Source organism: Dyella agri, assembly GCF_044904705.1.
Lineage (GTDB): Bacteria > Pseudomonadota > Gammaproteobacteria > Xanthomonadales > Rhodanobacteraceae > Rhodanobacter_A > Rhodanobacter_A agri.
Window position 1 is genome coordinate 225,964 of record NZ_JADIKL010000008.1, and the last position, 24,043, is coordinate 250,006.

24 protein-coding genes and 1 other RNA gene are annotated in these 24,043 nt (G+C 66.2%); 23 read left to right on the top strand and 2 right to left on the bottom strand.

All coding sequences use genetic code 11. The annotated features are described in order from the left end of the window. The first annotated feature begins 103 nt into the window (after positions 1-103). The 9 genes from rpoE to recO all read left to right on the top strand — a co-directional run bounded on the left by rpoE (position 104) and on the right by recO (position 8,824). On the top strand, positions 104-718 hold the full coding sequence (gene rpoE, locus ISP14_RS14830) for an RNA polymerase sigma factor RpoE (RefSeq protein WP_404541254.1): 615 nt from the start codon (positions 104-106) through the stop codon (positions 716-718). Next, complete coding sequence (locus ISP14_RS14835) at positions 715-1,389, top strand: sigma-E factor negative regulatory protein (RefSeq protein ID WP_404541256.1); 675 nt, start codon at positions 715-717, stop codon at positions 1,387-1,389. Before rpoE ends, ISP14_RS14835 begins: the two co-directional genes overlap by 4 nt. 126 nt (positions 1,390-1,515) lie before the next feature. Next, the gene (locus tag ISP14_RS14840; protein WP_404541258.1) at positions 1,516-3,000 is read left to right on the top strand and encodes a DegQ family serine endoprotease; all 1,485 of its coding nucleotides are present in this window, start codon (positions 1,516-1,518) and stop codon (positions 2,998-3,000) included. A gap of 175 nt (positions 3,001-3,175) precedes the next feature. Continuing rightward, positions 3,176-4,966: a translation elongation factor 4 gene (gene lepA / locus ISP14_RS14845; RefSeq protein ID WP_404541260.1), complete on the top strand. Its 1,791-nt coding sequence runs from the start codon at positions 3,176-3,178 to the stop codon at positions 4,964-4,966. Between the two features lie 24 nt (positions 4,967-4,990). Next, the gene (gene lepB / locus ISP14_RS14850; protein WP_404541262.1) at positions 4,991-5,905 is read left to right on the top strand and encodes a signal peptidase I; all 915 of its coding nucleotides are present in this window, start codon (positions 4,991-4,993) and stop codon (positions 5,903-5,905) included. A 120-nt stretch (positions 5,906-6,025) separates the two neighbouring features. Then, the gene (locus ISP14_RS14855; protein WP_404541264.1) at positions 6,026-6,409 is read left to right on the top strand and encodes a DUF4845 domain-containing protein; all 384 of its coding nucleotides are present in this window, start codon (positions 6,026-6,028) and stop codon (positions 6,407-6,409) included. 10 nt (positions 6,410-6,419) lie between these two features. Continuing rightward, positions 6,420-7,079, top strand: coding sequence for a ribonuclease III (gene rnc / locus ISP14_RS14860; protein ID WP_404541265.1), 660 nt, complete (start codon positions 6,420-6,422; stop codon positions 7,077-7,079). An 82-nt stretch (positions 7,080-7,161) separates the two neighbouring features. Next, positions 7,162-8,097 carry a GTPase Era gene (gene era, locus ISP14_RS14865; protein ID WP_404541267.1) on the top strand — a complete coding sequence of 312 codons (936 nt, stop codon included), beginning with the start codon at positions 7,162-7,164 and terminating at the stop codon, positions 8,095-8,097. Between the two features lie 16 nt (positions 8,098-8,113). After that, entirely contained in the window at positions 8,114-8,824 is a 711-nt protein-coding gene (gene recO, locus ISP14_RS14870; RefSeq protein WP_404541268.1) for a DNA repair protein RecO, read from the top strand. Positions 8,825-9,096: 272 nt separating this feature from the next. Here the strand turns inward: recO and ISP14_RS14875 are convergent, their stop codons facing one another. Next, complete coding sequence (locus ISP14_RS14875; protein WP_404541269.1) at positions 9,097-9,807, bottom strand: response regulator; 711 nt, start codon at positions 9,805-9,807, stop codon at positions 9,097-9,099. A 43-nt stretch (positions 9,808-9,850) separates the two neighbouring features. Between ISP14_RS14875 and ISP14_RS14880 the strand changes: the two genes are divergently transcribed. From ISP14_RS14880 to ISP14_RS14945, 14 genes are all read left to right on the top strand, one after another. Next, positions 9,851-11,875 (top strand): translocation/assembly module TamB domain-containing protein, encoded by a 2,025-nt coding sequence (locus ISP14_RS14880; RefSeq protein ID WP_404541271.1) that lies wholly within the window; start codon positions 9,851-9,853, stop codon positions 11,873-11,875. Between the two features lie 38 nt (positions 11,876-11,913). Next, positions 11,914-12,531 (top strand): YdbL family protein, encoded by a 618-nt coding sequence (locus ISP14_RS14885; protein ID WP_404541273.1) that lies wholly within the window; start codon positions 11,914-11,916, stop codon positions 12,529-12,531. A 107-nt stretch (positions 12,532-12,638) separates the two neighbouring features. Further along, positions 12,639-13,982 carry a 23S rRNA (uracil(1939)-C(5))-methyltransferase RlmD gene (rlmD, locus tag ISP14_RS14890; protein ID WP_404541274.1) on the top strand — a complete coding sequence of 448 codons (1,344 nt, stop codon included), beginning with the start codon at positions 12,639-12,641 and terminating at the stop codon, positions 13,980-13,982. 110 nt (positions 13,983-14,092) lie between these two features. Beyond that, positions 14,093-14,617, top strand: a complete 525-nt coding sequence (locus ISP14_RS14895; RefSeq protein WP_404541276.1) for a CYTH domain-containing protein — start codon at positions 14,093-14,095, stop codon at positions 14,615-14,617. Beyond that, the gene (gene nagZ, locus ISP14_RS14900; protein WP_404541278.1) at positions 14,617-15,633 is read left to right on the top strand and encodes a beta-N-acetylhexosaminidase; all 1,017 of its coding nucleotides are present in this window, start codon (positions 14,617-14,619) and stop codon (positions 15,631-15,633) included. Before ISP14_RS14895 ends, nagZ begins: the two co-directional genes overlap by 1 nt. Beyond that, entirely contained in the window at positions 15,630-16,178 is a 549-nt protein-coding gene (locus tag ISP14_RS14905; RefSeq protein WP_404541280.1) for a hypoxanthine-guanine phosphoribosyltransferase, read from the top strand. The genes nagZ and ISP14_RS14905 overlap by 4 nt, the downstream gene beginning before the upstream one ends. A gap of 22 nt (positions 16,179-16,200) precedes the next feature. Then, entirely contained in the window at positions 16,201-16,743 is a 543-nt protein-coding gene (locus ISP14_RS14910) for an NADPH-dependent FMN reductase (protein WP_404541282.1), read from the top strand. Then, on the top strand, positions 16,740-17,492 hold the full coding sequence (locus ISP14_RS14915; RefSeq protein WP_404541283.1) for an S-methyl-5'-thioinosine phosphorylase: 753 nt from the start codon (positions 16,740-16,742) through the stop codon (positions 17,490-17,492). The genes ISP14_RS14910 and ISP14_RS14915 overlap by 4 nt, the downstream gene beginning before the upstream one ends. Before the next feature lie 192 nt (positions 17,493-17,684). Next, positions 17,685-17,891, top strand: a complete 207-nt coding sequence (locus tag ISP14_RS14920) for a cold-shock protein (RefSeq protein ID WP_072320702.1) — start codon at positions 17,685-17,687, stop codon at positions 17,889-17,891. A 223-nt stretch (positions 17,892-18,114) separates the two neighbouring features. Further along, positions 18,115-19,152, top strand: a complete 1,038-nt coding sequence (locus tag ISP14_RS14925) for a N(4)-(beta-N-acetylglucosaminyl)-L-asparaginase (RefSeq protein ID WP_404541286.1) — start codon at positions 18,115-18,117, stop codon at positions 19,150-19,152. Next, positions 19,149-19,883 (top strand): copper homeostasis protein CutC, encoded by a 735-nt coding sequence (locus tag ISP14_RS14930; protein WP_404541287.1) that lies wholly within the window; start codon positions 19,149-19,151, stop codon positions 19,881-19,883. The genes ISP14_RS14925 and ISP14_RS14930 overlap by 4 nt, the downstream gene beginning before the upstream one ends. Before the next feature lie 254 nt (positions 19,884-20,137). Further along, entirely contained in the window at positions 20,138-21,346 is a 1,209-nt protein-coding gene (fabV, locus tag ISP14_RS14935) for an enoyl-ACP reductase FabV (protein WP_404541288.1), read from the top strand. Positions 21,347-21,427: 81 nt separating this feature from the next. Continuing rightward, positions 21,428-21,779: a transfer-messenger RNA gene (ssrA, locus tag ISP14_RS14940) on the top strand. A gap of 106 nt (positions 21,780-21,885) precedes the next feature. Continuing rightward, a complete protein-coding gene (locus ISP14_RS14945) occupies positions 21,886-23,469 on the top strand; it encodes a site-specific integrase (RefSeq protein WP_404541290.1) in 1,584 nt (527 codons plus the stop codon). A 227-nt stretch (positions 23,470-23,696) separates the two neighbouring features. Here ISP14_RS14945 and ISP14_RS14950 read toward each other — a convergent pair. Next, a partial coding sequence (locus ISP14_RS14950) for an integrase core domain-containing protein (protein WP_404541291.1) occupies positions 23,697-24,043 on the bottom strand: 347 nt, incomplete at its 5' end.

Here is a 24,043-nt window from a genome sequence, read left to right on the forward strand (position 1 = left end):
AGAGTGGGGTCGCTACACTGATACGCGATGCTGAACTTGCGCGCCCGGCCCCGGTCTGAGCAGCGCGCTCGTTCTGGCACAGGCACTGCAGCGGAAGACGGCATTGACGACGGATACGGCCCGAACGGGCGAAAACGAACTGGATCGGGCACTGGTCGAACGCGTACAGGGCGGCGACAAGCGTGCCTTCGACCTGCTGGTGCGCAAGTACCAGCACAAGGTGGTGGGGCTGGTCTCGCGCTACGTGAAGAGCTATGCCGAGTGCGAGGACATCGCTCAGGAATCCTTCATCCGCGCCTGGCGGGCGATAGGCTCGTTCCGCGGCGATAGCGCGTTCTACACCTGGCTTTACAAGATCGCGGTCAACACGGCCAAGAACCATCTGGTGGCCATGGGGCGGCGCCCGCCCACCGACGATATCGACGCGGAGGATGCCGTGTTCCTGTCCGGCGCCGAGCGCATGCACGACAGCGCCACCCCCGAGCGCGAGCTGATGCGGCAGGAAATTGAACATTCGGTGTTTTCCACTGTCCAAGCGCTGCCTGAGGAACTCAGGGTGGCCATCACGCTGCGTGAGGTGGACGGCCTGAGTTATGAGGAAATCGCCGAGGCGATGGGCTGCCCGATCGGGACGGTGCGTTCGCGCATCTTCCGGGCCCGCGAGGCGATCGACGAGAAGTTGCGGCCGCTGTTGTCGGATCGCGAGGACCAGACATGAACCAGTCAGACCAGCACCAGCATGCGCGTGAACACCTTTCGGCCGGCATCGACGGCGAGCTGTCGCACGAGGAGCTTCGCTTCCTGCTGCGTCGGCTCGACCATGATGGCGAGCTGCGCCGCACCTGGGTGAGCTACCACGTGGCCCGCGACGGCCTGCGCCAGCAGTTGCCGCCATTGGCCGAGGCCGGCTTCGTGTCGCGGGTGATGCTGGCGATCGAGCAGGAATCCGCTGTGGCCGTCGCGCCGCGGCATCGCTGGCTGCGCTGGTCGGCCGGTGGCGCGATCGCGGCCAGCGTGGCTGCCGCGGCGCTGATGATCGCTCAGCCCACCGGCGATGCCGAACGGCATGCCGCTCCGCTGACCGCACAGACCGCGCATGGCATGCACGTGCGCAGTGCACCGGTCGCCGCGCAGCAGCCGGAGGTGGCGGTGGTGCCGCCGTGGCTGAGCGGCAAGGCCCCGGGCCTGCTCAGCGAGCGCGCCTCGGCCACGCTGGGGGCGCCGGTCGACGCCGGCCTGTCCCCGTCCTATGCCCGCGGCATGTCGCCGTTCGGCGCGCAGCGCTATCGCACGCTGGACAACCACGACGGCAGCTACCTGATCCTGCTCGACCCTGCCCAGCAGCAGGTGCCGGACGCCACGCGCCAGAGCGCCGCCAGCGCGCAGTGAAACCCGGGCCGCGTGCGCGTTCCGCGGACTGCCATCCCCGATCCATCCCGCCCGCACACGGCCCTTCAACGGGCCGCGGGCAACGCACGTCCATTCACTCGCTTGAAGCGATACCTAGGAGGAGTCATGACATCGTCCATCCTGCGCAGCTCCCGCCTCAGCCTGCTGGTGTGCTGTACCCTGGCCGGCACCGTGGTTGCTGCGCCCGGTGTGCGGGCCCAGCAGGCGCCTGCCGCAGCCTCCCTGCCGGACTTTACCGGCATCGTGCAGCGGAACGCGCCGGCCGTGGTGCAGGTGGAGGCGAAGTACAGCGGGCGCAGCAAGCCGCCCGTGCGCGGCGTTTCGGGACAGGGGCAGGGCGGTATGCCGGACGATCCCCAAGCCGAACTGTTCCGCCGCTTCTTCGGCATGCCGATGATGCCGTCGCCGGCGGAGCAGGCGCATACCTCGCTGGGATCGGGCTTCATCATCTCCGGCGACGGCTACATCCTCACCAACAACCACGTGGTGGCCGACGCGGACAAGGTGATCGTGCGCCTGCAGGACCGGCGCATTCTCGACGCCAAGGTAGTGGGGACCGACCCCACCTATGACATCGCCTTGCTCAAGGTCAGCGCGGGCGGCAGCCTGCCGATGGTCAGCGTCGGCGATTCACGCAACCTGAAGCCCGGCCAGTGGGTGCTGGCGATCGGCTCGCCGTTCGGCTTCGACTACACCGTGACCCAGGGCATTGTCAGCGCGGTGGGCCGCAACCTGGGGGGGCAGGACCAGCCCTACACCTCGTTCATACAGACCGACGTGCCGATCAATCGCGGCAATTCCGGTGGCCCGCTGTTCAACCTGCAAGGCCAGGTGGTGGGCATCAACTCGCAGATCTACTCCGGTACGGGCGGTTACCAGGGCGTGTCGTTCTCGATCCCCATCGATGTGGCGATGAGCGCGGTGGACCAGCTCAAGACCAAGGGCTACGTGACGCGCGGCCAGCTGGGCGTAATGGTGGGGCCGGTGGACGACAGCGCGATGAAGGCACTGCACCTCGGGGACAGCGAAGGTGGCCTGGTGGCCCAGGTGACGGCCGGCAGCGGCGCCGAGAAGGCGGGGATCCAGCCTGGGGACATCATCCTCGGCTACAACGGCCAGCCGGTCCGCGCTGCCTCCGACCTGCCGCCGCTGGTGGCCATGACCAAGCCGGGCACGCGGGCGCCGCTGGAGATCTTGCGCAACGGCAAGAAACAGACCGTGCAGGTCACCGTCGGTACGATGCCGCGCGATCAAGCGGCGGTGGACCATGGTGGCCCACAGCCGGGCGCCGGCGGCGGCAGTGCTGTGCTGGGGCTTACGGTGCAGCCGTTGGACAATGCCTCCCGCAAACAGATGGATCTCAAGCCGGGACAAGGCGTGTTGATCGGCGATGTCACCGGTGACGTGGCGGCCCAGGCCGGCCTGCAGCCGGGTGATGTGATCCTGATGGTCAACCAGCAGCTGGTGGGTAGCGTGGAGGCGTTCCGGGCCGCGACCAAGGACGTGAAGGCCGGTTCCACCGTGCTGCTGCTGGTGCGCCGCGAAGGCCAGAACCGCTTCTTTGGCCTGACCGTGCCGGACGACAAGTGATGCCGGCGGGCACGGCGGGTGGCGGCCTTCCCGGCCACTGCCCGCCGCGCCGCCGCGGGCAGGCCGGATCGCCGCGAAAGCAGTGCGGCGGCCATCCATGGTTCCATGCGACAATACGGGGTTCGCGCCGCCGTTCCGGCGGCATACCCAACGCAAGGCTGGCTCCCCGCGCTCCATGGAACTGATCCGCAATTTCTCCATCATCGCCCACATCGACCACGGCAAGTCCACGCTGGCGGATCGCATCATCCAGATCTGCGGCGGCCTGGCCGAGCGCGAAATGGAAGCGCAGGTGCTCGACAACAACCCGATCGAGCGCGAGCGTGGCATCACGATCAAGGCGCAGTCGGTGTCGTTGCCGTACAAGGCGCGCGACGGCAAGACCTACCAGCTCAACTTCATCGACACCCCCGGCCACGTCGACTTCAGCTACGAGGTGAGCCGTTCGCTGGCCGCCTGCGAAGGCGCGCTGCTGGTGGTGGACGCTGCGCAGGGCGTGGAGGCGCAGTCCGTCGCCAACTGCTACACCGCGGTGGAGATGGGGCTGGAAGTGGTGCCGGTGCTCAACAAGATCGACCTGCCTACCGCCGACATCGACAAGGTGAAGGGCGAGATCGAGGCGGTGATCGGCATCGATGCCACCGACGCGGTGGCGATCAGCGCCAAGACCGGCCTCAACGTGACCGAGGTGCTGGAAGCCATCGTGGCGCGCATCCCGCCGCCGAAGCCGCGCGACACCGACAAGCTGCAGGCGCTGATCATCGACTCCTGGTTCGACAACTACCTCGGCGTGGTCTCGCTGGTGCGCGTGATGCAGGGCGAGATCAAGCCGGGCGACAAGCTGCTGGTGATGTCCACCGGCCGCGTGCACGAGGTGGATGACGTGGGCGTGTTCACGCCCAAGCGCAAGAAGCTGGACAAGCTGTCGGCGGGCGAGGTGGGCTGGATCAATGCCTCGATCAAGGACGTGCACGGCGCGCCGGTGGGCGACACGCTCACACATGCCGGCAAACCTGCCTCCGAACCGCTGCCCGGCTTCCAGACCATGCAGCCGCGTGTGTTTGCCGGCCTGTTCCCGGTCTCGGCGGACGACTTCCCGGCGATGCGCGAGGCGCTGGACAAGCTGCGCCTCAACGACGCCGCGCTGTTCTTCGAGCCGGAAAGCTCCGAGGCGATGGGCTTCGGCTTCCGCTGCGGCTTCCTCGGCATGCTGCACATGGAGATCGTGCAGGAGCGCCTTGAACGCGAGTACGACCTCAACCTCATCACCACCGCGCCCACCGTGGTGTACGAGGTGCTGAAGACCGACGGCACGGTGATGGCGCTGGACAACCCGGCCAAGCTGCCGCCGGTGCCGCAGATCGAGGAGATCCGCGAGCCCATCATCGTGGCCAGCATCCTCACCCCGGAAGCCTACATCGGCAACATCGTCACGCTGTGCCAGGAAAAGCGCGGCGTGCAGCGCTCGATCCAGTACCTGGCCACCCAGGTGCAGATCACCTACGAGCTGCCGCTGGCCGAGGTGGTGCTGGACTTCTTCGACCGCCTGAAGTCGGTATCGCGCGGCTATGCCTCGATGGACTACCACTTCGAGCGCTTCGACGCCGGCCCCTTCGTGCGCGTGGACGTGCTGATCAACGGCGACCGCGTGGACGCGCTCAGCCTGATCGTGCATCGCTCGCATGCGGATCGCCGTGGCCGCGAGCTGGTCGAGCGCATGAAGGACCTGATCCCGCGCCAGCAGTTCGACGTGGCGATCCAGGCAGCGATTGGCGCCCAGATCATCGCGCGCTCCACGGTGAAGGCGCTGCGCAAGAACGTGCTGGCCAAGTGCTACGGCGGCGACGTCAGCCGCAAGAAGAAGCTCTTGGAGAAGCAGAAGGAAGGCAAGAAGCGCATGAAGCAGGTCGGCCGGGTGGAGATTCCACAGGAAGCCTTCCTCGCCGTGCTGCGGACAGACAAATAAGAAGCGGCACTCTCAGGAGTAAGCATGGAATTCGACTTTTCCGCCATCCTTCTGGCTCTCACCGTGCTGTTCGGCGTGGTGTGGGGGCTGGATCGTCTGTTTCTCTACAAGAAGCGCAAGGCGCGCCTCGCGGCGACCGGCAGCGAGTATCGCGATCCGGCGCCGGTGGATTGGGCACGCTCGCTGTTCCCGGTGGTGCTGGTCGTGCTGGTGCTGCGTTCCTTCGTGGCCGAGCCGTTCCGCATCCCCTCCGGCTCGATGATGCCGACGCTGGACGTGGGCGATTTCATCCTGGTCAACAAGTTCGCCTACGGCCTGCGCATGCCGGCGTTCAACACCAAGTTCCTCGATCTCGGCGAACCGAAGCGTGGCGACGTGGTGGTGTTCCGTTTCCCCGGGTTCCTGTGCCGGGACGCCAGCGGCAAGCTGGTACGCAGCGGCGACATCAGCTGCGCCGATCCGCATGCGCCGGTGCCGAGCCAGAACTGGATCAAGCGCGTGATCGGCCTGCCCGGCGACACGGTGGAGATCCAGGGCGCCGACCTGCTGATCAACGGCAAGCCGGTGCAGGCCGACGAGGTCGGCCCCTACGTGGGCAATCCCCAGCGCGATGAAGAGCGCCTGATGCTGGACATGGGCGCCACGGTCTGGACCGAGCACCTCCAGCGCGAGGACGGCCGCATGGTCAACCATATGACCGCGCGCATGCCGGCCTATACGACGCCCAACTCGATCCCGAACGCAGTGGTGCCGTCCAAGGTACCGGCGGATTGTTACCTGGTAATGGGCGACAACCGCAACAACAGCACCGACAGCCGCTGGTGGGGCTGTCTGCCGGAGCAGAATCTGGCGGGCAAGGCCTTCATGATCTGGATGAGCTGGAAGGGCTGGGGTACCGGTGGCGTGGACCTCCACCGCATCGGCGGGATCATCCATTGATGTGACGCAGCGGTGCTGCAGCCTGCGCGGCCGCTGGCATAATCGGCCCGTACGGCTGCATGGCATGCGGTCGCACGTCACAACCACAGCCGGCCGGGCCGGCCGCATAGCGAGGGGACTATGAAAACGAGACAGTCGGGCGTGACCCTGATCGGGTTCCTGGTGATCCTGTTCGTGGTGGGTTTCTTCGGCTACATGGCGATGAAGCTGGTGCCGGCGTACATGGAATACATGGGCGTGGTGAAGGCGGTGGACCAGGAAGCTTCGGGCGGAACATCCAGCAAGTCACTGGATGAGATCCGTCGCGATCTGGTGTTCAAGTTTGACAATCAGTACGTTGGCGACAACACCATCAAACCGACCGACATCACGATCAGTCGTGACAACGGCGGCGGCAGCACGTTGCAGATCACCTATGACAAGGACATCCCGTTTATCTACAACATCGATTTCCTGCTGCACTTCGAGAAGAGTGTGAAGATGCATGGCAACGTGAACGAGTGAGCCACCCCGCTTGACCCTGAACTACCGTTTCCGCGATCCCGAGCTTGCCGCGCTGGCATTGACCCACCGCAGCGTCGGCAAGCCGAACAATGAGCGCCTGGAGTTTCTCGGCGACGCCCTGCTGGGCGCTTTCGTCGCCGAGATGCTGTACGAGGTGCATCCGAAGGCCAGCGAAGGCGAGCTGTCGCGGCTGCGCGCGCAACTGGTCAACGGCCAGGCACTGGCGGCGATCGCGCGCGAGCTGGAACTGGGAGATGCCCTGAAGCTTGGCCCGGGCGAGCTGAAGAGCGGCGGTTTCCGCCGCGACTCGATCCTGGCCGATGCGTTCGAGGCCTCGCTGGCGGCAGTGTTCCTCGATGGCGGCCACGATGCCTGCCGGCAACTGGTGCGCGACCTGTTCGGCGAACGCATCGCAGCGTTGCGGCGCTCCTCCAAGGATGCCAAGACACGCCTGCAGGAATGGCTGCAAGGCCATGGCTACGCGTTGCCGCAGTACGACCTGGTCGATAGTCGTGGCGAGGATCACGCCAAGACATTCGACGTGCGCTGTACGGTCAGCGAGCCGCAATGGTTCAGCGCCGAGGCCAGCGGTTCCAGCCGACGCCACGCCGAGCAGGATGCCGCCGAAGTCGTGCTGGCCCACTTGATCGAGCAGTCGCGCGCCGCCTGAGCGGCTTGCCGCGTGCCACCTCCGTCGGCTACCGGGCCGGCGGACTACAATGCCCCCCATCCGCCCGAGCATCAGTCATCCCATGGATCATCCAATCGAACCCGGCGCCGACGACGCGCTGCCGCACGCGGACTACCGTTGCGGCCTGGTGGCGCTGGCCGGCCGGCCGAACGTGGGCAAGTCGACCCTGCTCAATGCATTGATCGGCTTTCGTCTTTCCATCGTCAGCCCGCGCCCGCAGACCACCCGCCACCGCATCCTCGGGATCGCCAGCAGCGAGGCGGGGCAGATCCTCTACGTCGACACGCCCGGCCTGCATCGCGGCGCCAAGCGGGCGATGAACCGCAGCCTCAATCGTGCCGCGCGCGCGGCGATCAGCGACGTGGACCTGGTGGTGCAGGTGATCGAGGCGGGCCGCTGGACCGACGAGGACGAGGCGCTGTACGCCGCGCTCACCGAGCAGAAAGCACCGCGCATCCTGGCCATCAACAAGGTGGATCTCAGCAAGGACAAGGGCGCGCTGCTGCCGTTCGTGGCGACGCTCAGCGAGAAGCATGCCTACGACGAAATCCACTACGTCAGCGCACTCAAGAACAAAGGTCTGCCCGAGCTGGAGCGTGCGATCCTCGCCCGCCTGCCGGTGCGCGCACCGGTCTATGGCGAGGACGAGATCACCGATCGCAGCGAACGCTTTCTTGCCGCCGAGATGGTGCGCGAACAGCTGATGTTGCGGCTGGACCAGGAGCTGCCCTATGCCACCACGGTGGAGATCGAGCAGTTCAACGACCGCCCCGACGGCGTTGCCGAGATCCACGCGGTGATCTGGGTGGAGCGCGACGGCCAGAAGGCCATCGTGATCGGTCAGGGCGGCGCCCAGCTCAAGGCGATCGGCAGCGCCGCGCGTCGCCACATGGAGCGCCTGTTCGAGCGCAAGGTCTTCCTCAAGCTGTGGGTGAAGGTGCGCGAGGGCTGGGTGGACGACGAGGCGATGCTGAAGAAGTTCGGCTACACCGACTGACGCCGGCCGGGTCGCGATGCGCCTCGACCAGCAACCCGCCTATGTGCTGCATGCGCGGCCTTATCGCGAGACATCGCTGCTGCTCGAATGCCTGACGCGCGACCATGGACGCCTGGGCGTGGTCGCGCGCGGGGTACGCGGTGAACGGGCGCGCCTGCGGCGTTCGCAACTGGAGCCGTTCCAGTTGCTGGCGCTGGATCTGCTGCAGCGTGGCGAACTGGCCACGCTGACCGGCGCGGAGACGGTGGGTACGCCGTTGCGGTTGGGCGGCGACCACGGCCTGGCAGGGCTCTACCTCAACGAACTGGTGGTGCGGCTGACTGCACGGCAGGACGCGCATCCCGTGCTGTTCGACGCTTATGCGCACACCTTGGCGCGGCTGGCTGCGGACGAGCCGGCGGGATGGACGCTGCGCCGCTTCGAACGCGATCTGCTGGAAGCCATCGGCTACGGGTTGCAGCTGCGACACGAAGCGGGCGGCGAGGAGGCGTTGCAGGCGCAGGCGCACTACCGCTACGACGTGGAGCAGGGGGCCGTGCGCTGCGAAGCCGGCACGGCCCGCGCCGTGCGTGGTGCCGACCTGCTGGCGCTGGCCGAAGACCGCATGCCGGACCGCGCGGGCACGGCAGCCTTGCGTCAGCTGATGCGCGACGTGATCCGCTATCACCTGGGCGGCGGCGAGCTGCGGGCGTGGCGGATGCTGGCGGGCGTACCGCAGCGTCGCTGAGGCTCAGGGTCCGCTCACTATCTCCGCGTGGCCCGCGCTGGGAGCTGTTTGCGCGAAAGCCTAAAGAAGAACGAAGCAGTGGACGTCCGTCCACGACGGAGTGATGACGCAAGAATGAGGGCAAACAGTCCCAGCTGGTGGGTTGCCTTGCCGTGGCTGCCATGCGGTAGCGCGCGGCTTGACCTGCCAGCCAGGCAGGCACTGCGCCACGCACTACCACCTGACGGCCACGGCGAGGCAACGCGGGCCACGTGGAGATATTGAACAGGCCCTCAGGTGTCCAGCGCCTGCAGCGTGACTTGCACGGCACTGCGGAACTGGGTGATGGCCGGCACGGCGTCGCGGGGATCGTCGCGCAGCCGTTGCTGCAGACGCGCCACGTCGGCCGCCAGCGCGGCAGTGCCGCAGAAACCACAGGATGAGCGCAGGCGATGCAACCGGTCGTCCAGCGCGGCCCGGTCGTGGTCCGGCAGGCCCAGCTCCTGGTACAGCAAGGCCAGCTCGTCGCGCAACAGCTGGCGTAGCGCCCGCATAGTGGTGGCGTCGCCGCTGGCGCGCAGGGCCGCCGCGTCGTCCAGCACGGGCATGCTGCCGGGTAGCAGGGCCAGTATGCGCTGCAGGTCGGCGATGTCGCAGGGTTTGCGCAGCACGGCGCTGAAACCGCAGGTAAGCAGGTCGCGCTGGGTGGCGCCATCCAACTCGGCGGAGCAGGCGACGGCAGCGCTTTTGGCGGAAGCGGCCGCCTCGTCGGCACGCAGGGCCGCCAATACCTCACGCGCACCGGCACCGGGCATGCGGCAGTCCAGCAGCAACAGATCGAAGGCTTCGCCGCGGGCCAGTTGCAACGCCTGTGCGCCGTCGATGCAGTCCTGCACCCTGGCGCCCAGCGAGCGGAGTCCATCGCACAGGAAACGGCGGCTGGACGGGTCGTCGTCGGCCACCAGGATGCACGGTGGCGTAGGCGCGGGAAGCGAGGGGGGCATGACCGAATCCTTGGTTCAGCTGGTTTTGGCAGAATGGCCCGACATGCGCCCGACATCAAGCCATCTGCTGCTGTGCCTTTTCCTGCTGCTCGGCCTTGGCCTGGCCTGTCCGGCGCGGGCGGATATCACCGTGGCGGCGAAGCAGCTGAGCCTGCCTGGCCTGCGCTTGCAGGATCTGAACGCGCAGCTCGGCGAGGATCCGGCCGGCGGGCTGCACCTGCAGCTGCAGGCTAGCCAGGCGGATGTCGCCGCGATGGGGTGGCGGCACGTGGGCCTGCGCCTCGATGGCCGCTTGTGGCGCGATGCGCAGCTGCGCTGGGTATTCGACGGCCGCGTCCAGTTGCGTGGGGCGCCTGGTGGTGCGCTGAGCAATGCACAGCTGACCTGGGCGGTGAATCCCGGCTCCGACACCATGCAGGTCGAACTGCGGCAGGACAAGGCGGAGGCCAGTGCCTGGCTGCCGCTGGACCAGACCAGTCATGCGCAGATCAGCCTGCGCCAGCTGCCGGCCGACTGGCTGCAGGGAGTGCTCGGTACGGTGTGGTCGGGCCGGCTCACGGGTGGGCGACTGGATGCCGACCTTGCGCTGGATGCGGGCGATACCGGCGTGCAGTCGTCCGGCCAGTTCGCGCTGGACGGCGTGGGATTCGACACGCCGGGCGGCACGCTGGCCGGCCAGCGGGTCGATGGCAAGGGACGCTTTGGTTTCGACAGCGGCGACGACGGTGCCCAGATCAGCTTGCAAGGCAGCTTGAGCGGCGGCGAGCTGCTGCTTGGGTCGCTGTATGCGAAGCTGCCCTCGCACCCGGTGCAGCTGGACGTGAACGCGCGTACCGGGCACGGCGCTATCGAACTGCAGCGGCTGCGCATCAACGATGCCGACGCACTGCAACTGGAGGGGGCGCTGGCCTTCGACGCCCAGGGCGATTTGCAGACCTTGCGGCTGGATCGCTTCCACGCGAGCTTCCCGGCCGCCTACCAACGCTATGGCCAGGCTTGGCTGGCTACCACGCTGGGCCTGCATGACCTGCGTTCCGCCGGACACGTGAGCGGCAGCCTGGACCTGCGCAGCGACGGCCTGCACGCGTTTGCGTTCGACACCAGCGAGCTGGACCTGGCCGATGGCGGTGGCCGCTTCGCGGTGAGTGGCCTGCACGGTGGCCTGGATTGGTCGGCGCAGGACGACCGGCCGGCCACCACGCTGGGCTGGCAAGGCCTGCAGTTCTACCGCATACCCAACGGCGCGGCGCAGTCGCGCTGGCAAAGCCGCGACGGCACCCTGGCCTTGCTGCAGCCGTTCACCGTGCCGGTGCTGAAGGGCCAATTGCGGCTGGCCAGCGTGGACTGGCGCCCGGCTGCGGCGAAGGGCCAGCGCCTTGCCACCAGCCTTACCGTCACCGGTGTCGACATGGCCAGCTTCAGCCATGCGCTTGGCTGGCCATCCTTCCCAGGCACGCTGGGCGGTGCGATACCCTCGTTACGCTGGATCGGCGACCGCTTCGAGCTTGACGGCGGCCTTTCGGTGAATGTGTTCGACGGCTTCGTCGACGTCACCCACCTCTCCCTGCAACAACCGTTTGGCGATACGCCGGTGCTGGCCGGCGACATCAGCCTCAGCCAGCTCGACCTCGGCGCGCTCACCAGCGTGTTCGACTTCGGCAGCATCACCGGGCGGCTGAATGGCTCCGTGGACGACCTGCGGCTGGTGAACTGGAATCCGGTCGCGTTCAAGGCCGCGCTGCTGGCCGAGGGTGGCGGGCGGATCAGCCAGCGCGCGGTGAACAACCTCACTGCGGTGGGTGGCGGCGGTGTCGCCGGCGGCCTGCAGGGCGCAATGCTGAAGCTGTTCAAGACCTTCGGCTACAAGCGCATCGGCCTCAATTGCACGCTGCATGGCGCGGTCTGCCAAATGGGTGGGCTGGAAAGCGAAGATGGCGGTTACACTATCGTCGAAGGTAGCGGCCTGCCGCATCTGCAAGTGATCGGCCACCAGACCCGGGTCGACTGGCCCACGCTGGTGCGCCGCTTGCGCGAAGCCATCAATGGCCATGCGCCGGTGATCCGCTGAGCGGACCGCTGTATTGTCGTCGTTCACAGGAGTGGCACATGCGCAAGCTCGCCTGCATCGTCCTGACCGCGCTGGTTGTCGCCCTGGCCGGTTGCGTCACGATCAACGTCTATTTCCCGGAGGCGGCAGCGCAGAAGGCCGCGGATCAGTTCATCGGCACCGTGCTCGATAGCAGCGGCCAGAAGGCACCGCCTGCGCCGGACAAGAACGCCGCGCCCGCGCACGACAATCCACCGGCCGCGCAGCACCCCTCGGCGATGCTGCTGGATCTGCTGGTACCGGCTGCCCAGGCCGCGGACGTGCCGAACCTGCGTGTGCAGACGCCGGCGGTGCAGGCCATCCACGAGCGCATGCGCACGCGCTTCCAGAACGCGTTGCAGGCCTTGCTCGACAGCGGTGCGGTGGGGTTCACCCGTGACGGCCTGGTCGCCGTGCGCGATGCCGCCAAGGTGCCGCTCAGCGAGCGTGCCCAGGCCAACGCCGCCGTGGCCGACGAGAACCGCGACCGTGCCGCGCTGTATCGCGAGATTGCCAGCGCCAATAACCACCCCGAGTGGGAGGCGCAGATCCGCGCCACCTTCGCCGAGACCTGGATCGAGCACGCACGCCCTGGTTGGTACTACCAGGGTGTTTCCGGTGCGTGGCAGCGCAAATAGCTTGCGGAGGCGTGGCGAGCGAAGGGTGGGGCGAGCGGCCGGACAATTGGCCGGACAATCGATGATAATGACCGGTCTGCCCATGCCGCATTGAAGTCCTGCAGACCATGTCCCGATCCAACTCACGCTCCCGCGCACCTGCCGCCGAGCTCGAAGCCGACATCACCGACCTGAGCCACGACGGCCGCGGCGTCGCCCGCATCGACGGCAAGGCGGTATTCGTCGCCGGCGCGCTCGAAGGCGAGCGGGTACGCCTGCGCATGCGCAAGCGCCATCGCCATTTCGACGAGGCTGAGGTGGCCGAAGTGCTCAGCCCCTCGCCGCATCGCGTCGAACCGAAGTGTCCGCATTTCGGCCAGTGCGGCGGTTGCTCGTTGCAGCACCTGGACGCGGCGGCGCAGATCGGCGCCAAGCAGCGCGTGCTGGCCGACAACTTCGCCCGCATCGGCAAAGTGGAGCCGGCACAATGGTTGCCGCCGCTGGCCGACGAACCCTGGGGCTACCGCCGCAAGGGCCGGTTATCGGTGCGTGCGGTGGCGAAGAAGGGCCGCGTGCTGGTCGGTTTCCGCGAGGAGGCCAACCCGCGTTACGTCGCCGACATCCGGCATTGCGACGTGGTGCATCCCGCGCTGGGGACGAAGATCGAGCTGCTTGGCGAGATGGTCGGTACGCTGGACGCTGCCGCGGATATCGCGCAGATCGAGTTCGCCGCCGGTGACGACACCATGGCCCTGGTGTTCCGCCATCTGCAGCCGCTGTCCGAGCGGGACCGCGAGGCGCTGGTCGCGTTCGGCAAGGCGCACGGTTTCGCGATCTACTTGCAACCAGGCGGCGTGAGCAGCGTGCATCCTTTGTGGCCGGAGGCGCCGCGGCTGGCATTCAAGCTGTCGCCGGGCGGCGGCGCGGACGACGTGGAGCTGGAGTTCCAGCCGCTGGATTTCGTGCAGGTCAACGCCGGCATGAACCGCCGGATGATGGCGCGTGCGATGGAACTGCTTGATCCGCAGCCCACCGACCGCGTGCTGGACCTGTTCTGCGGCCTGGGCAACTTCACTCTGCCGATCGCGCGTCGGGTGGCCGAGGTGGCCGGGGTGGAAGGCGAGCACGGCCTGGTGGCGCGCGCTGGCGAGAATGCGCGGCGCAACGGCATCGTCAACGCCAGCTTCCATGTTGCCAACCTGTTCGAGGAGCAGCGCGGCACCGACTGGGCGCGCCAGCCCTGGGACAAGCTGTTGCTCGACCCGCCGCGCGCTGGCGCCGACCACGTGCTGGCCTACCTGCCGCACAAAGCCACGCAGCGTATCGTCTACGTTTCCTGCCATCCCGCCTCGCTGGCGCGCGACGCCGGCATCCTGGTCAACCAGCATGGTTTCCGGCTCAGTGCAGCGGGGGTGATGGACATGTTCCCGCACACGGCGCACGTGGAATCCATCGCGGTATTTGAGAGGTGATTTGTGCATTCGTCTATGAATGCGAAGATCACAAAGCGGCCAATCAAGGCCGCACTCTCAAATAAAGCGGCGCTTCATCCACGTGTTGCCTGGAGTTGAAATCCGGATCTATGGGTATCGAGATCGAACGCAAATTCCTCCTGCGCGACGACAGTTGGCGTGCACAGGTCGGGCACAGCGAGCGCATCGCGCAGGGCTACCTAGTTGGAGCGACTGCGCTGGCGGCAGGGCATACGCGTTCCTCGGTGCGGGTGCGCCTGGCCGGTGACGAGGCCTGGCTCAACATCAAGGCTGCGCGGCTGGGCGTCGAGCGTGCCGAGTACGACTACGCGATTCCGCCGGATGATGCCGATGCCTTGCTGGCCACGCTGTGCGATGGCCTGCTGAGCAAGTGGCGCCATCACGTCATGGTCGACGGCGTACTGTTCGAGATCGATGAGTTTCTGGGCGACAATGCCGGCCTCGTGGTGGCCGAAGTGGAATTGCCGCGGGCGGACGCGCCGTTTCCGCGGCCGCCGTGGCTGGGCCGAGAGGTAAGCACGCTGGCGCGCTACTACAACGTCAACCTGATCGCGCATCCGTATGCCCGCTGGACACAGGCCGAGCGCGACGCTGCCGAAGGGGAATCCGCCTGATGCTGCTGATCGGTCTGGCCGGACTTGAAGTCGCCGAGCACGAACGCGCATGGCTCGTCGCGCCCGGCGTGGCGGGAGTGATCCTGTTCGCGCGCAACTACGCCGACCGTACGCAACTGATAGCCTTGTGCGAGTCCATCCGCGAGATCGGCGGCGAAGCGTTGCTGATCGCGGTGGACCAGGAGGGCGGTCCGGTGCAGCGCTTCCGCGAGGGCTTCACCCGCTTGCCGGCATTGGCAAGGATCGGCGAGGTGTACGACCGCGATCCGACCGATGCGGTGCGCCTTGCCGAAGAGCACGCCTGGGTGATGGCCAGCGAACTGCGCGCCAGCGGCGTGGATTTCAGTTTCGCGCCGGTGGCGGATCTGGCGCGCGGCAGCGCGGCGATCGGCGTGCGCGCCTTTCACGCCGATCCCGCCGTGGCCGCCGAACTCGCCGCGGCCTATGTGCGCGGCATGCATCTGGCCGGCATGGCCGCGGTGCTCAAGCATTTCCCCGGTCACGGCTCGGTGGCTGCCGACACGCACAAGGCTCAGGCCATCGATCCGCGCTCGCTGGAAGAGATCAGCCGCGACGACCTGCGCCCGTTCGCCGAGTGCATCGCCGCGCGGGTAGAGGCGGTGATGATGGCGCATGTGATCTATCCCGCCGTCGACGCGCAGCCGGCCGGCTACTCGCGCGCGTGGATCGGCGAGATCCTGCGCGGCGAGTTGGGCTTCGCGGGCGCGGCGATCAGCGACGACATCAGCATGGCCGCCGCAGGCGTGGCCGGCGGCGTGGCCGAGCGTGTGCACGGTCATCTGGACGCCGGCTGCGACTTGGTGCTGGCCTGCTTCCCCGAGGCCGTGGAGCTGGCCATCGCCGCCGTTGCCGGGCGCGCGCCGGCGCACCCCGAACGGCTGCTCCCGCTGCGCGGCGCGATCGGCGCCAGCTGGGACAGCCTCACCGACAATCCCCAGCGCGATCGTTTCGTCGCGCGCATCACGGCGCTGGACGCCGCACAGGGCAACGCATGAACGAGACGCCTCCCTCTCTCCGCGACGCGCTGGCGCACGCCGATGTGCTGTTCGAGCGCGAGGAACTGGAAACCGTGATCGCCGACCTCGGTCGACGGATCGATGCCGCGCTGGACGGCGAGCGTGCGGTGTTCCTCACCGTAATGAACGGTGCGCTGATGTTCGCCGGCCAACTGGCGCTGGCGATCCGCACCGATCTGGAATTCGACTACGTGCACGCCACCCGTTACCGGGGCGCGACCAGCGGCAGCGAGCTGCACTGGCTGCGCGAGCCGGCCGCAAACCTGGCGGGGCGCACTGTGTTGCTGGTGGACGACATCCTCGACGAGGGCCACACGCTCAAGGCCGTGCGCGACGACTGCCTGCGCCGCGGCGCGAAGCGCGTGCTGATCGCCAGCCTGTGCAGCAAGCAGCACGATCGGCTGGTCGAAGGGGTTGTTTCCGACTTCAATGGCGTCGTATTGCCCGATCGCTACGTGTTCGGCTACGGCATGGACTACCACGAGCAAGGCCGCAACCTGCCGGCCATCTACGCGTTGCGCTGAACGTACCTCGCGGGAGTGACACATGGACATCCTGGGCATCTCCGGCAGTTTGCGCCGGGCTTCGTTCAATACCTCGCTGCTGCATGCCGCGCAGGAACTGGCGCCAGCGGGCACGACCATCGCCATCCATGACTTGCATGGCTTGCCGCTGTTCGATCAGGACGTCGAAGAGCAGGGCGACCCCGCGCTGGTGGTGGCGCTGAAGGATGCGGTGGCGCGCGCCGATGCCTTGCTGCTGGCCTGTCCCGAATACAACGGCGGCATCACCGGCGTGCTGAAGAACGCCATCGACTGGGTCTCGCGGCCCGGCGTCGCGCGGCAGGCCGCGCCACTGGCGGGCAAGCGCGTCTGCATCGTCGGCGCCAGTCCGGGCATCACCGGCACCGTGCGTGCACAGGACCAGTTGCGGCTGGTGTTGCGCCGTGCCGGTGCGATAGTCGAACCGCAGGGTGAGGTGCTGGTGTTCCAGGCGCACACCAAGATCGCCGACGGCCGGCTGGCCGACGAGCGCACCCGCGAGCTGCTGGCGCGCCACCTTCACAACTTCCTCGGGACCTTTCCATGAGCAACCCACTGATCGACCTGGCCGTGATCGGCGGCAGCGGCCTGTACAAGTTTCCCGGGCTGGAGAACGTCGAGCGCCGGGCCGTCGAGACCCCTTGGGGCGACGCTTCCGGCGAGGTGGTGATCGGCGACTTCGCGGGCCGGCGCGTGGCCTTTCTCGCCCGCCACGGCGAAAGCCACAGCCTGCCGCCGCACCGGGTGAACTACCGCGCGAACCTGTGGGCGCTGCATGGCCTTGGTGTGCGTACGGTGATCGGCGTCAACGCGGTCGGCGGCATCCGCACCGACATGGGGCCGCGCGCCGTCGTGGTGCCGGACCAGCTGATCGATTACACCCATGGCCGCTACACCAGCTTCTGCGATGCGGAAGGCGCCGAGGTAAAGCACATCGACTTCAGCGAACCGTATACCGCATCGGTGCGCTACCGCCTGCTACAGGCCGCACGCAAGGCCGGCATTGCGGTGATCGACGGCGGCTGTTACGGCGCCACCCAGGGGCCGCGGCTGGAGACCCGTGCGGAGATCGCCCGCATGAAGCGCGACGGCTGCGACCTGGTCGGCATGACCGGCATGCCCGAAGCTGCGCTGGCGCGCGAGCTGGGACTGGACTACGCCTGCCTTGCCCTGGTGGCGAACTATGCCGCGGGTTGCGGCGACGAAGACGAAATCAGCATCGAAGAGATCTTCGCCCACCTTGCCGCGGCCACCGCCGAGGTTCCGCGCCTGCTGGAGGCGATGCTGCGCGCGTAAGCGTGCGTTATTGCATTACTGCGTGACGCCTCCCCACGGGCCGGAATGGGGTCCCGGGCAGGAAATTGGCAGGCGCATATTGCGCTTTACCTTGAAACATGTTGATACTTTCCGGGCACCAGGACGGTGAGCCAGGGGGATGGTTCGAGCTCGGTCGGGTGCATCCTGTCCATGCTTCCAGAGGTTCCAGCAATGCGTTTCGGTACGGTCAAGTGGTTCAACGACGCCAAGGGCTTCGGTTTCATCGCGCCTGAGGACGGTGGGGAGGACGTATTCGTCCACTTCTCGGCCATCAACTCCAAGGGCTTCCGCAGCCTGCAGGAAGGCCAGCGCGTGAAGTTCGAAGTCACCCAGGGCCCGAAGGGTGCCCAGGCTTCGGGCGTCGAGATTGCGGCCTGAGTTCCGCCGGCCGGCGTTTGCGCCGGCCAAGCAGTGAGACCGAGCCCCGCGCCCAGGCGCGGGGCTCTTTGCTTTGAGCCGTGCCGTTCTGAAAAGTCCGGCCGTGAATGGGCGCCCGTGTGATTCTCGCGATCAGGACGATCGCAAGTTGAAGGGTGCAGCCAAGGATGACTGCCCATTCGATCTCCGCGATCATGGACGATCGCAAAATGCAGGAGCTTTCATGGCCGATCGCCGGCAATTCCTCAAGACCTCGTTGCTGGGCGCCTCCGCGCTGGCGATGAGCAAGCCGCTCGCCGCCGCCGGATCCACCGGTACGGCAGGCAAGTCTGCCACCGTGCGTGTGGCCTCTACCTGGGATTTCGGCATCGCCGCCAACCAGGCGGCGTGGGCGATCCTGGACAAGCACGGCCATGCGCTCGATGCCGTCGAAGCCGGCGTACGCGTACCCGAGGCCGACCTCAAGAACCACAGCGTGGGCAAGGGCGGTTACCCCGATCGCGACGGCAAGGTGACCCTGGATGCCAGCATCATGGACGCCGAGGGCAACTGCGGCGCAGTGGCCGCGCTGGAACACGTGACGCATGCCATCTCGGTGGCGCGCCGGGTGATGGAGCGTACGCCGCATGTGCTGCTGGCTGGCGACGGTGCGCTGCAGTTCGCGCTGGAGCAGGGCTTCGAGAAGGAGAACCTGCTGACCCCAGAGGCGGACCAGGCCTGGCACGAGTGGCTGAAGACCGCGCGCTACCAGCCCGTGATCAACAGCGAGGTGCGCGATTACGGCGCCGGTAAACCCGCCGCGCTTCCCGGCGGCAAGGACAACCACGACACCATCGGCATGCTGGCCCTGGATGCGCACGGCAAGCTGGCCGGCGCCTGCACCACCAGCGGCATGGCGTGGAAGCTGCACGGCCGCGTGGGCGACTCGCCGATCATCGGCGCCGGCCTGTACGTGGATGGCGAAGTAGGTGGCGCCACCTCCACCGGGGTGGGCGAGGAGGTCATCCGCAACGCCGGCAGCTTCCTTGTGGTGGAGTTGATGCGCCAGGGCCGCACGCCCACGGAAGCCTGCCGCGAGGCGGTGATGCGCATCGTGCGCAAGAAGCCGAAGACGGCGAAGGATATCCAGGTGGGTTTTCTCGCCATGAACCGGGATGGCGAGGTGGGCGCCTGGGCGATCCAGTCCGGTTTCTCCTACGCCGTGTGCGATGCGAAGAACCAGCGTGCGTTGATTCCCTCGAAGAGCGTTTATCCCGCATGAGCAAGTATTTGCTGGAAGTGGCTGCCAACTCGGTGGCCTCCGCAGTGGCCGCGCAGGCAGGCGGGGCGGGGCGGGTGGAGCTGTGTGCCGCGCTGGAGCTGGGCGGCCTCACGCCTTCGCAGGCCGTCATCGCGATGGTGCGTGAACGTCTGCGCATTCCGTTGTACGTGCTGATCCGTCCACGCGCCGGCGATTTCCTCTACGACGATGACGAATGCGAGGCGATGCGCCGCGACATCGAGACCTGTGTGGGGCTGGGCTGCGACGGTGTGGTGCTCGGCGTGCTCGATGCCGACGGCGAGGTGGACATGGAGCGCTGCTACGGCCTGATCGCCGCAGCGGGTCACCTCGGCATCACCTTCCACCGCGCCTTCGATCTCGTGCGCGATCCACGGCGCGCACTGGATGATGTGATTGCGCTGGGCTGCGAGCGCGTGCTGACGTCGGGCGGGCAGGCCAGCGCACTGGCAGGCGCCGCCCTGATCCGCGAGATGATCGGGCAGGCGAATGGCCGCATTGCCATCATGCCCGGTGCCGGTGTGACGGCCGACAATCTCACCGCGCTCGCCACCGCCACCGGTGCCTGCGAATTCCACGCATCCGCCAAGCGGCAACTCGCCTCGGGCATGCGCCATCGCCCGCCGCTGCTCACCGACATGCAGGGTGGCGAATTGCGCAGTGACGAGGAACAAGTGCGTGCGTTGGTGCAGACCCTGCGATCCATCCGCTAGTGCGGCGTGTGGTCTGTTCCCTTCTCCCGCCGGGAGAAGGTGGTGCGCGGCGCCGGATGAGGGTCCGGACACGCCGTAACGATCGAATGCCCCTGTATCAGCGTCCCAAAGCCCACTCCCACGCGCATCAAAGCAGGTTCACCCATGGCCTTTCCCACGCCCGGCGGGACAGGGCGCGCGTTTCCCTACCGCAGCGCATGGACCCCGGCCTTCGCTAAGATGCCGCCTTGCGAATTCCCCGTGGAGCATCACCAGTGATCATCAAACCCAAAGTGCGCGGTTTCATCTGTGTCACGGCCCACCCGGTCGGATGCGAGCTCAACGTGGCCGAACAGATCGCCACCACCAAAGCCGCCATCCACAACGACGGCAAGGGTCCGAAGCGCGTGCTGGTGATTGGTGCTTCCACCGGCTACGGCCTGGCGTCGCGCATTACCGCCGCGTTCGGCTACGGCGCGGCCACATTGGGCGTGTTCTTCGAGAAGCCCAGCAGCGAGGACAAGCCCGGCACCGCCGGCTGGTACAACTCCGCCGCGTTCGACAAGCTGGCCAAGCAGGCGGGCCTCTACAGCAAGTCCATCAATGGCGACGCCTTCGCCAACGAGACGCGCGAGCGCGCCATTGAAATCATCAAGAACGAGATGGGCGGGCAGGTGGACCTGGTGGTCTACTCGCTGGCCTCGCCCGTGCGCAAGCTGCCGGACACTGGCGAAGTGGTGCGCTCCGCCCTCAAGACCATCGGAGAGCCGTTCACCAACACCTCGGTCGATACCAACAAGGATACGGTGATCGAGGCCACCATCGAGCCGGCCACCGAGCAGGAAATCAAGGACACCGTCACCGTGATGGGCGGCGAAGACTGGGCGTTGTGGATCGACGCGCTGGGCAAGGCCGGCGTGCTGGCGAAGGACGCCAAGACCATCGCCTACAGCTATATCGGCACCGAGATCACCTGGCCGATGTACTGGCACGGCACGCTTGGCCAGGCCAAGCAGCATCTGGACAATACCGCGAAAGCACTGCGCGAGCGCCACACCGCCGAGGGCCTCGACGCCCGCGTCGGTGTGATGAAGTCGGTGGTCACCCAGGCCAGTGCCGCGATCCCGGTGATTCCGCTGTATGTCTCCATCGCCTTCAAGATCATGAAGGAGAAGGGCATCCACGAAGGTTGCATCGAGCAGATCAACCGCCTGTTCCACGACCGCCTCTATCGGGCCGACGGCGCCGCCTTGCCCATCGACACCGAGGGTCGCGTGCGCCTCGACGACTGGGAGCTGCGCGACGACGTGCAGGACGCCTGCAAGGCGCTCTGGCCCACCGTCACCACCGAAAACCTTCGCCAGATCACCGATTACGACGGCTACAAGCACGAGTTCCTCAAGCTGTTCGGCTTTGATCGCGGCGATGTGGACTACGACGCCGAGGTGGAAACCGACCGGCGCTTCGACTGCGTGGAGATGTAACGGACACGGAAGGGCGCGGCGTGTCGCATTGATGCCTGGCGCCGCGACCCCATATACTTGTCCGGCCATACCGTTTTCCCCGGGGGTGTACTGGCTTCGACGGGGGTAGTGAGATGGCTTGGTGCATGCCGAGGGGGCAGCTTTCCTCGTTAATCCAGCCGCAAACTCATAGTTGCCAACGACGACAACTACGCTCTGGCCGCTTAAGGCCTAGCCCCGAACCCACTTGTGCTCGTGCTCGTCGGTGTAGGGTCATTATCACGGGATCGCCCGAAGTCGCCGCCTGTCGGCCAGGGTCAAATAAAGCAGGCTGGTCCTTCGATGCGCTTCGCACATCGTGCTGTCGCGGGACGAGATTCAACGGTGAGCTAAGCATGTAGTACCGGGCGTCAAGCGCCTTCGGACGCGGGTTCGACTCCCGCCACCTCCACCAACACCTGTCGGCCGATCAGTCTAAACCGCTGATCGGCCGATGCTTTTTAGGCACTCAACGATCCCCGAAACGCCTTCCCACAGGTATCGTTTTGGGTATCGTTTCTATGCCGAAACCTTTTATCTTCCAGCGATCGACTGGTTGGTATGTCCGCTTTCTGGTGCCCCAACACGCGCGCGCGGCGATGGGTTCTCGCTTCATCGTCCGCGCCCTGGGCAACATGGGCGGTGATGAAGTCCGATTGATGGCGGCTCAACTCGGCTACGCTTTGTCACGTCAATGCGCTGCCCTCAGAGCCTCCATGACCGATGCTTCAAAGTCTTCCCACCAGGCCCTCAAACTTTCCACCAAGGTGGATTTGGATCCGTGGGGATTTGCTCGGGAGGCCGTGAACTACACCATCGAAATTGCACCCGATGGCACGCGCCGCATCCATGCACTGGGCCCCGCCGATCACGCCATGGCGCTGGAAATGCTTCGGGAGATGGACAAGCGCTATCAACCAACAGCCATCATCCCAGCCTCGGCCGCTGTGTTGCCCGCAGCCGGGCCAACGCCTCTTTTGTCTGAGCGCATCTCGCTGTTTCTGGCTCAGTTCAAACAAAAGCAGCGCGCCACCGCAAATGTGCTGGACACCACCCACACGCTGCGACTGTTCCTTGGGGTTGTCGGTGACAAACCGCTTTCTGCGATCGGACCCGACGACATTGATGCCTTCCTGGCCGCCATTGCCGATTGGCCCATCAATGCCAGTAAGAAACCCGACTACAAAGATCTGGACGTCCTTGGCGTGCTTGCTCTGTCGCGTCGGCTTCATCCGCCCACCATTGGTTTGCGCACCCAAGAAAAACATTTGGATCGGTTGCGGGTGTTCCTCAACTGGTGTGTGAAGCGCCAACACTTGCCCACCAACCCGGCGTCCGATGTGCATGTGATGACCCGATCCCAAGAGGACGAACGCAGCCGCCGTGCGTTTTTGCCCAGTGAACTGCAAGCCTTGTTTGATCCGGAGCGTCGGGACAAACACTGCCGCACGCCTGCACGGTGGTGGATCCCGTTGTTGGCGTTACACAGTGGCGCCCGGGTCAATGAGCTGGCCCAGCTCAATACCGCGGACATTGAAGAAATAGACCATGTGTGGGGTTTCCACGTTGCCACGCGTTTTTCGGAGCAACATTTGAAGAACTCCAAAACGAAGCGATTTGTTCCGCTCCATCGTGCGTTACTGGAAGCGGGTTTCCTGGCCTACGTGGCCGATGTCACCCAAGCACAAAACCAGGCCACGGGTCCGCTATTCCCTGGCTTGGGCAAGTCAGGCGGTGACAAGGTGGGCGACTGGTGGAACCGCACTTATATGCCGTTGTGTGGCATCAAAGATGACAAGCTGGTGTTTCATTGTTTCCGGCATACCTTCGCAACCTTTGCCGAACGTGCAGGCATGTCCGAAGGACGCATTGCCCGCATCACTGGGCACAGCACCAAGGGCTCCATTTTGTCCGAGTTCTACATTGATCCGCCGACCCTGTTGGAACGCGTGGGCACCGTCAACGCTGTGGCCTATGACCTGCCGCCGCCCGCTCCCTATGTGCCTCGTTCGGTTGGCGCGTTCTTTCCAAAACTGGACCGTGTGCAACAGCGACGGGTTGCCGTGGAAGCACGTGCAGCACGTCAAGCTCAAAAAAGCCGTTAATGCCGCATGATCAGATTTGAACCCTGGGCCGACATCGGGCACCAGTCACGTCTGGCGCTTGGTGTTGGCCAACCGTGGGAGGACGCTCACCGCTAGGCTGTCCCTTTCCGTCCCCCAGGTTTACGTCCGCCGCCCAGGGCTTTTTCTACTTCCGTCGCCCAAGCAATCAGGTCTGTGCCACAGGCCTGGGGTAATCCCCCCGCTTTTAGCGCTCGCCAAAAGTGGAGCTAAGCGGGCAAGGCCAATTTCTGCATGGGTGTGATGCCGCCGAGAGCCATGTTCGGACGCTCGTGGTTGTATGTCCATAGCCAGTGGGTCGCCGATGCTTGCACCTCGTCAATCGAGTCGAACAAGGTTTGCGCCAACCAGTCATAGCGTACCGTTCGGTTGTAACGTTCGACGTAGGCGTTCTGCTGCGGCTTGCCGGGCTGGATGTGCTCGATGCGGATGCCGCGTTGTTCGGCCCAGGTCAGAAACGCACCACTGATGTATTCAGGACCGTTGTCACAGCGAATCACCTCGGGCTGACCACGCCACTGGATGATCTGCTCCAACGAACGGATGACGCGCATGG

What these genes read in the sequence shown, in the direction of transcription:
- ISP14_RS14835 (WP_404541256.1), top strand. Translation starts at nt 715, where the DNA reads ATGAACCAGTCAGACCAGCACCAGCATGCGCGTGAACACCTTTCGGCC.
- ISP14_RS14840 (WP_404541258.1), top strand. Translation starts at nt 1,516, where the DNA reads ATGACATCGTCCATCCTGCGCAGCTCCCGCCTCAGCCTGCTGGTGTGC.
- lepA (WP_404541260.1), top strand. Translation starts at nt 3,176, where the DNA reads ATGGAACTGATCCGCAATTTCTCCATCATCGCCCACATCGACCACGGC.
- lepB (WP_404541262.1), top strand. Translation starts at nt 4,991, where the DNA reads ATGGAATTCGACTTTTCCGCCATCCTTCTGGCTCTCACCGTGCTGTTC.
- ISP14_RS14855 (WP_404541264.1), top strand. Translation starts at nt 6,026, where the DNA reads ATGAAAACGAGACAGTCGGGCGTGACCCTGATCGGGTTCCTGGTGATC.
- era (WP_404541267.1), top strand. Translation starts at nt 7,162, where the DNA reads ATGGATCATCCAATCGAACCCGGCGCCGACGACGCGCTGCCGCACGCG.
- recO (WP_404541268.1), top strand. Translation starts at nt 8,114, where the DNA reads ATGCGCCTCGACCAGCAACCCGCCTATGTGCTGCATGCGCGGCCTTAT.
- ISP14_RS14875 (WP_404541269.1), bottom strand. Translation starts at nt 9,807, where the DNA reads ATGCCCCCCTCGCTTCCCGCGCCTACGCCACCGTGCATCCTGGTGGCC.
- ISP14_RS14880 (WP_404541271.1), top strand. Translation starts at nt 9,851, where the DNA reads ATGCGCCCGACATCAAGCCATCTGCTGCTGTGCCTTTTCCTGCTGCTC.
- ISP14_RS14885 (WP_404541273.1), top strand. Translation starts at nt 11,914, where the DNA reads ATGCGCAAGCTCGCCTGCATCGTCCTGACCGCGCTGGTTGTCGCCCTG.
- rlmD (WP_404541274.1), top strand. Translation starts at nt 12,639, where the DNA reads ATGTCCCGATCCAACTCACGCTCCCGCGCACCTGCCGCCGAGCTCGAA.
- ISP14_RS14895 (WP_404541276.1), top strand. Translation starts at nt 14,093, where the DNA reads ATGGGTATCGAGATCGAACGCAAATTCCTCCTGCGCGACGACAGTTGG.
- nagZ (WP_404541278.1), top strand. Translation starts at nt 14,617, where the DNA reads ATGCTGCTGATCGGTCTGGCCGGACTTGAAGTCGCCGAGCACGAACGC.
- ISP14_RS14905 (WP_404541280.1), top strand. Translation starts at nt 15,630, where the DNA reads ATGAACGAGACGCCTCCCTCTCTCCGCGACGCGCTGGCGCACGCCGAT.
- ISP14_RS14910 (WP_404541282.1), top strand. Translation starts at nt 16,201, where the DNA reads ATGGACATCCTGGGCATCTCCGGCAGTTTGCGCCGGGCTTCGTTCAAT.
- ISP14_RS14915 (WP_404541283.1), top strand. Translation starts at nt 16,740, where the DNA reads ATGAGCAACCCACTGATCGACCTGGCCGTGATCGGCGGCAGCGGCCTG.
- ISP14_RS14920 (WP_072320702.1), top strand. Translation starts at nt 17,685, where the DNA reads ATGCGTTTCGGTACGGTCAAGTGGTTCAACGACGCCAAGGGCTTCGGT.
- ISP14_RS14925 (WP_404541286.1), top strand. Translation starts at nt 18,115, where the DNA reads ATGGCCGATCGCCGGCAATTCCTCAAGACCTCGTTGCTGGGCGCCTCC.
- ISP14_RS14930 (WP_404541287.1), top strand. Translation starts at nt 19,149, where the DNA reads ATGAGCAAGTATTTGCTGGAAGTGGCTGCCAACTCGGTGGCCTCCGCA.
- ISP14_RS14945 (WP_404541290.1), top strand. Translation starts at nt 21,886, where the DNA reads ATGCCGAAACCTTTTATCTTCCAGCGATCGACTGGTTGGTATGTCCGC.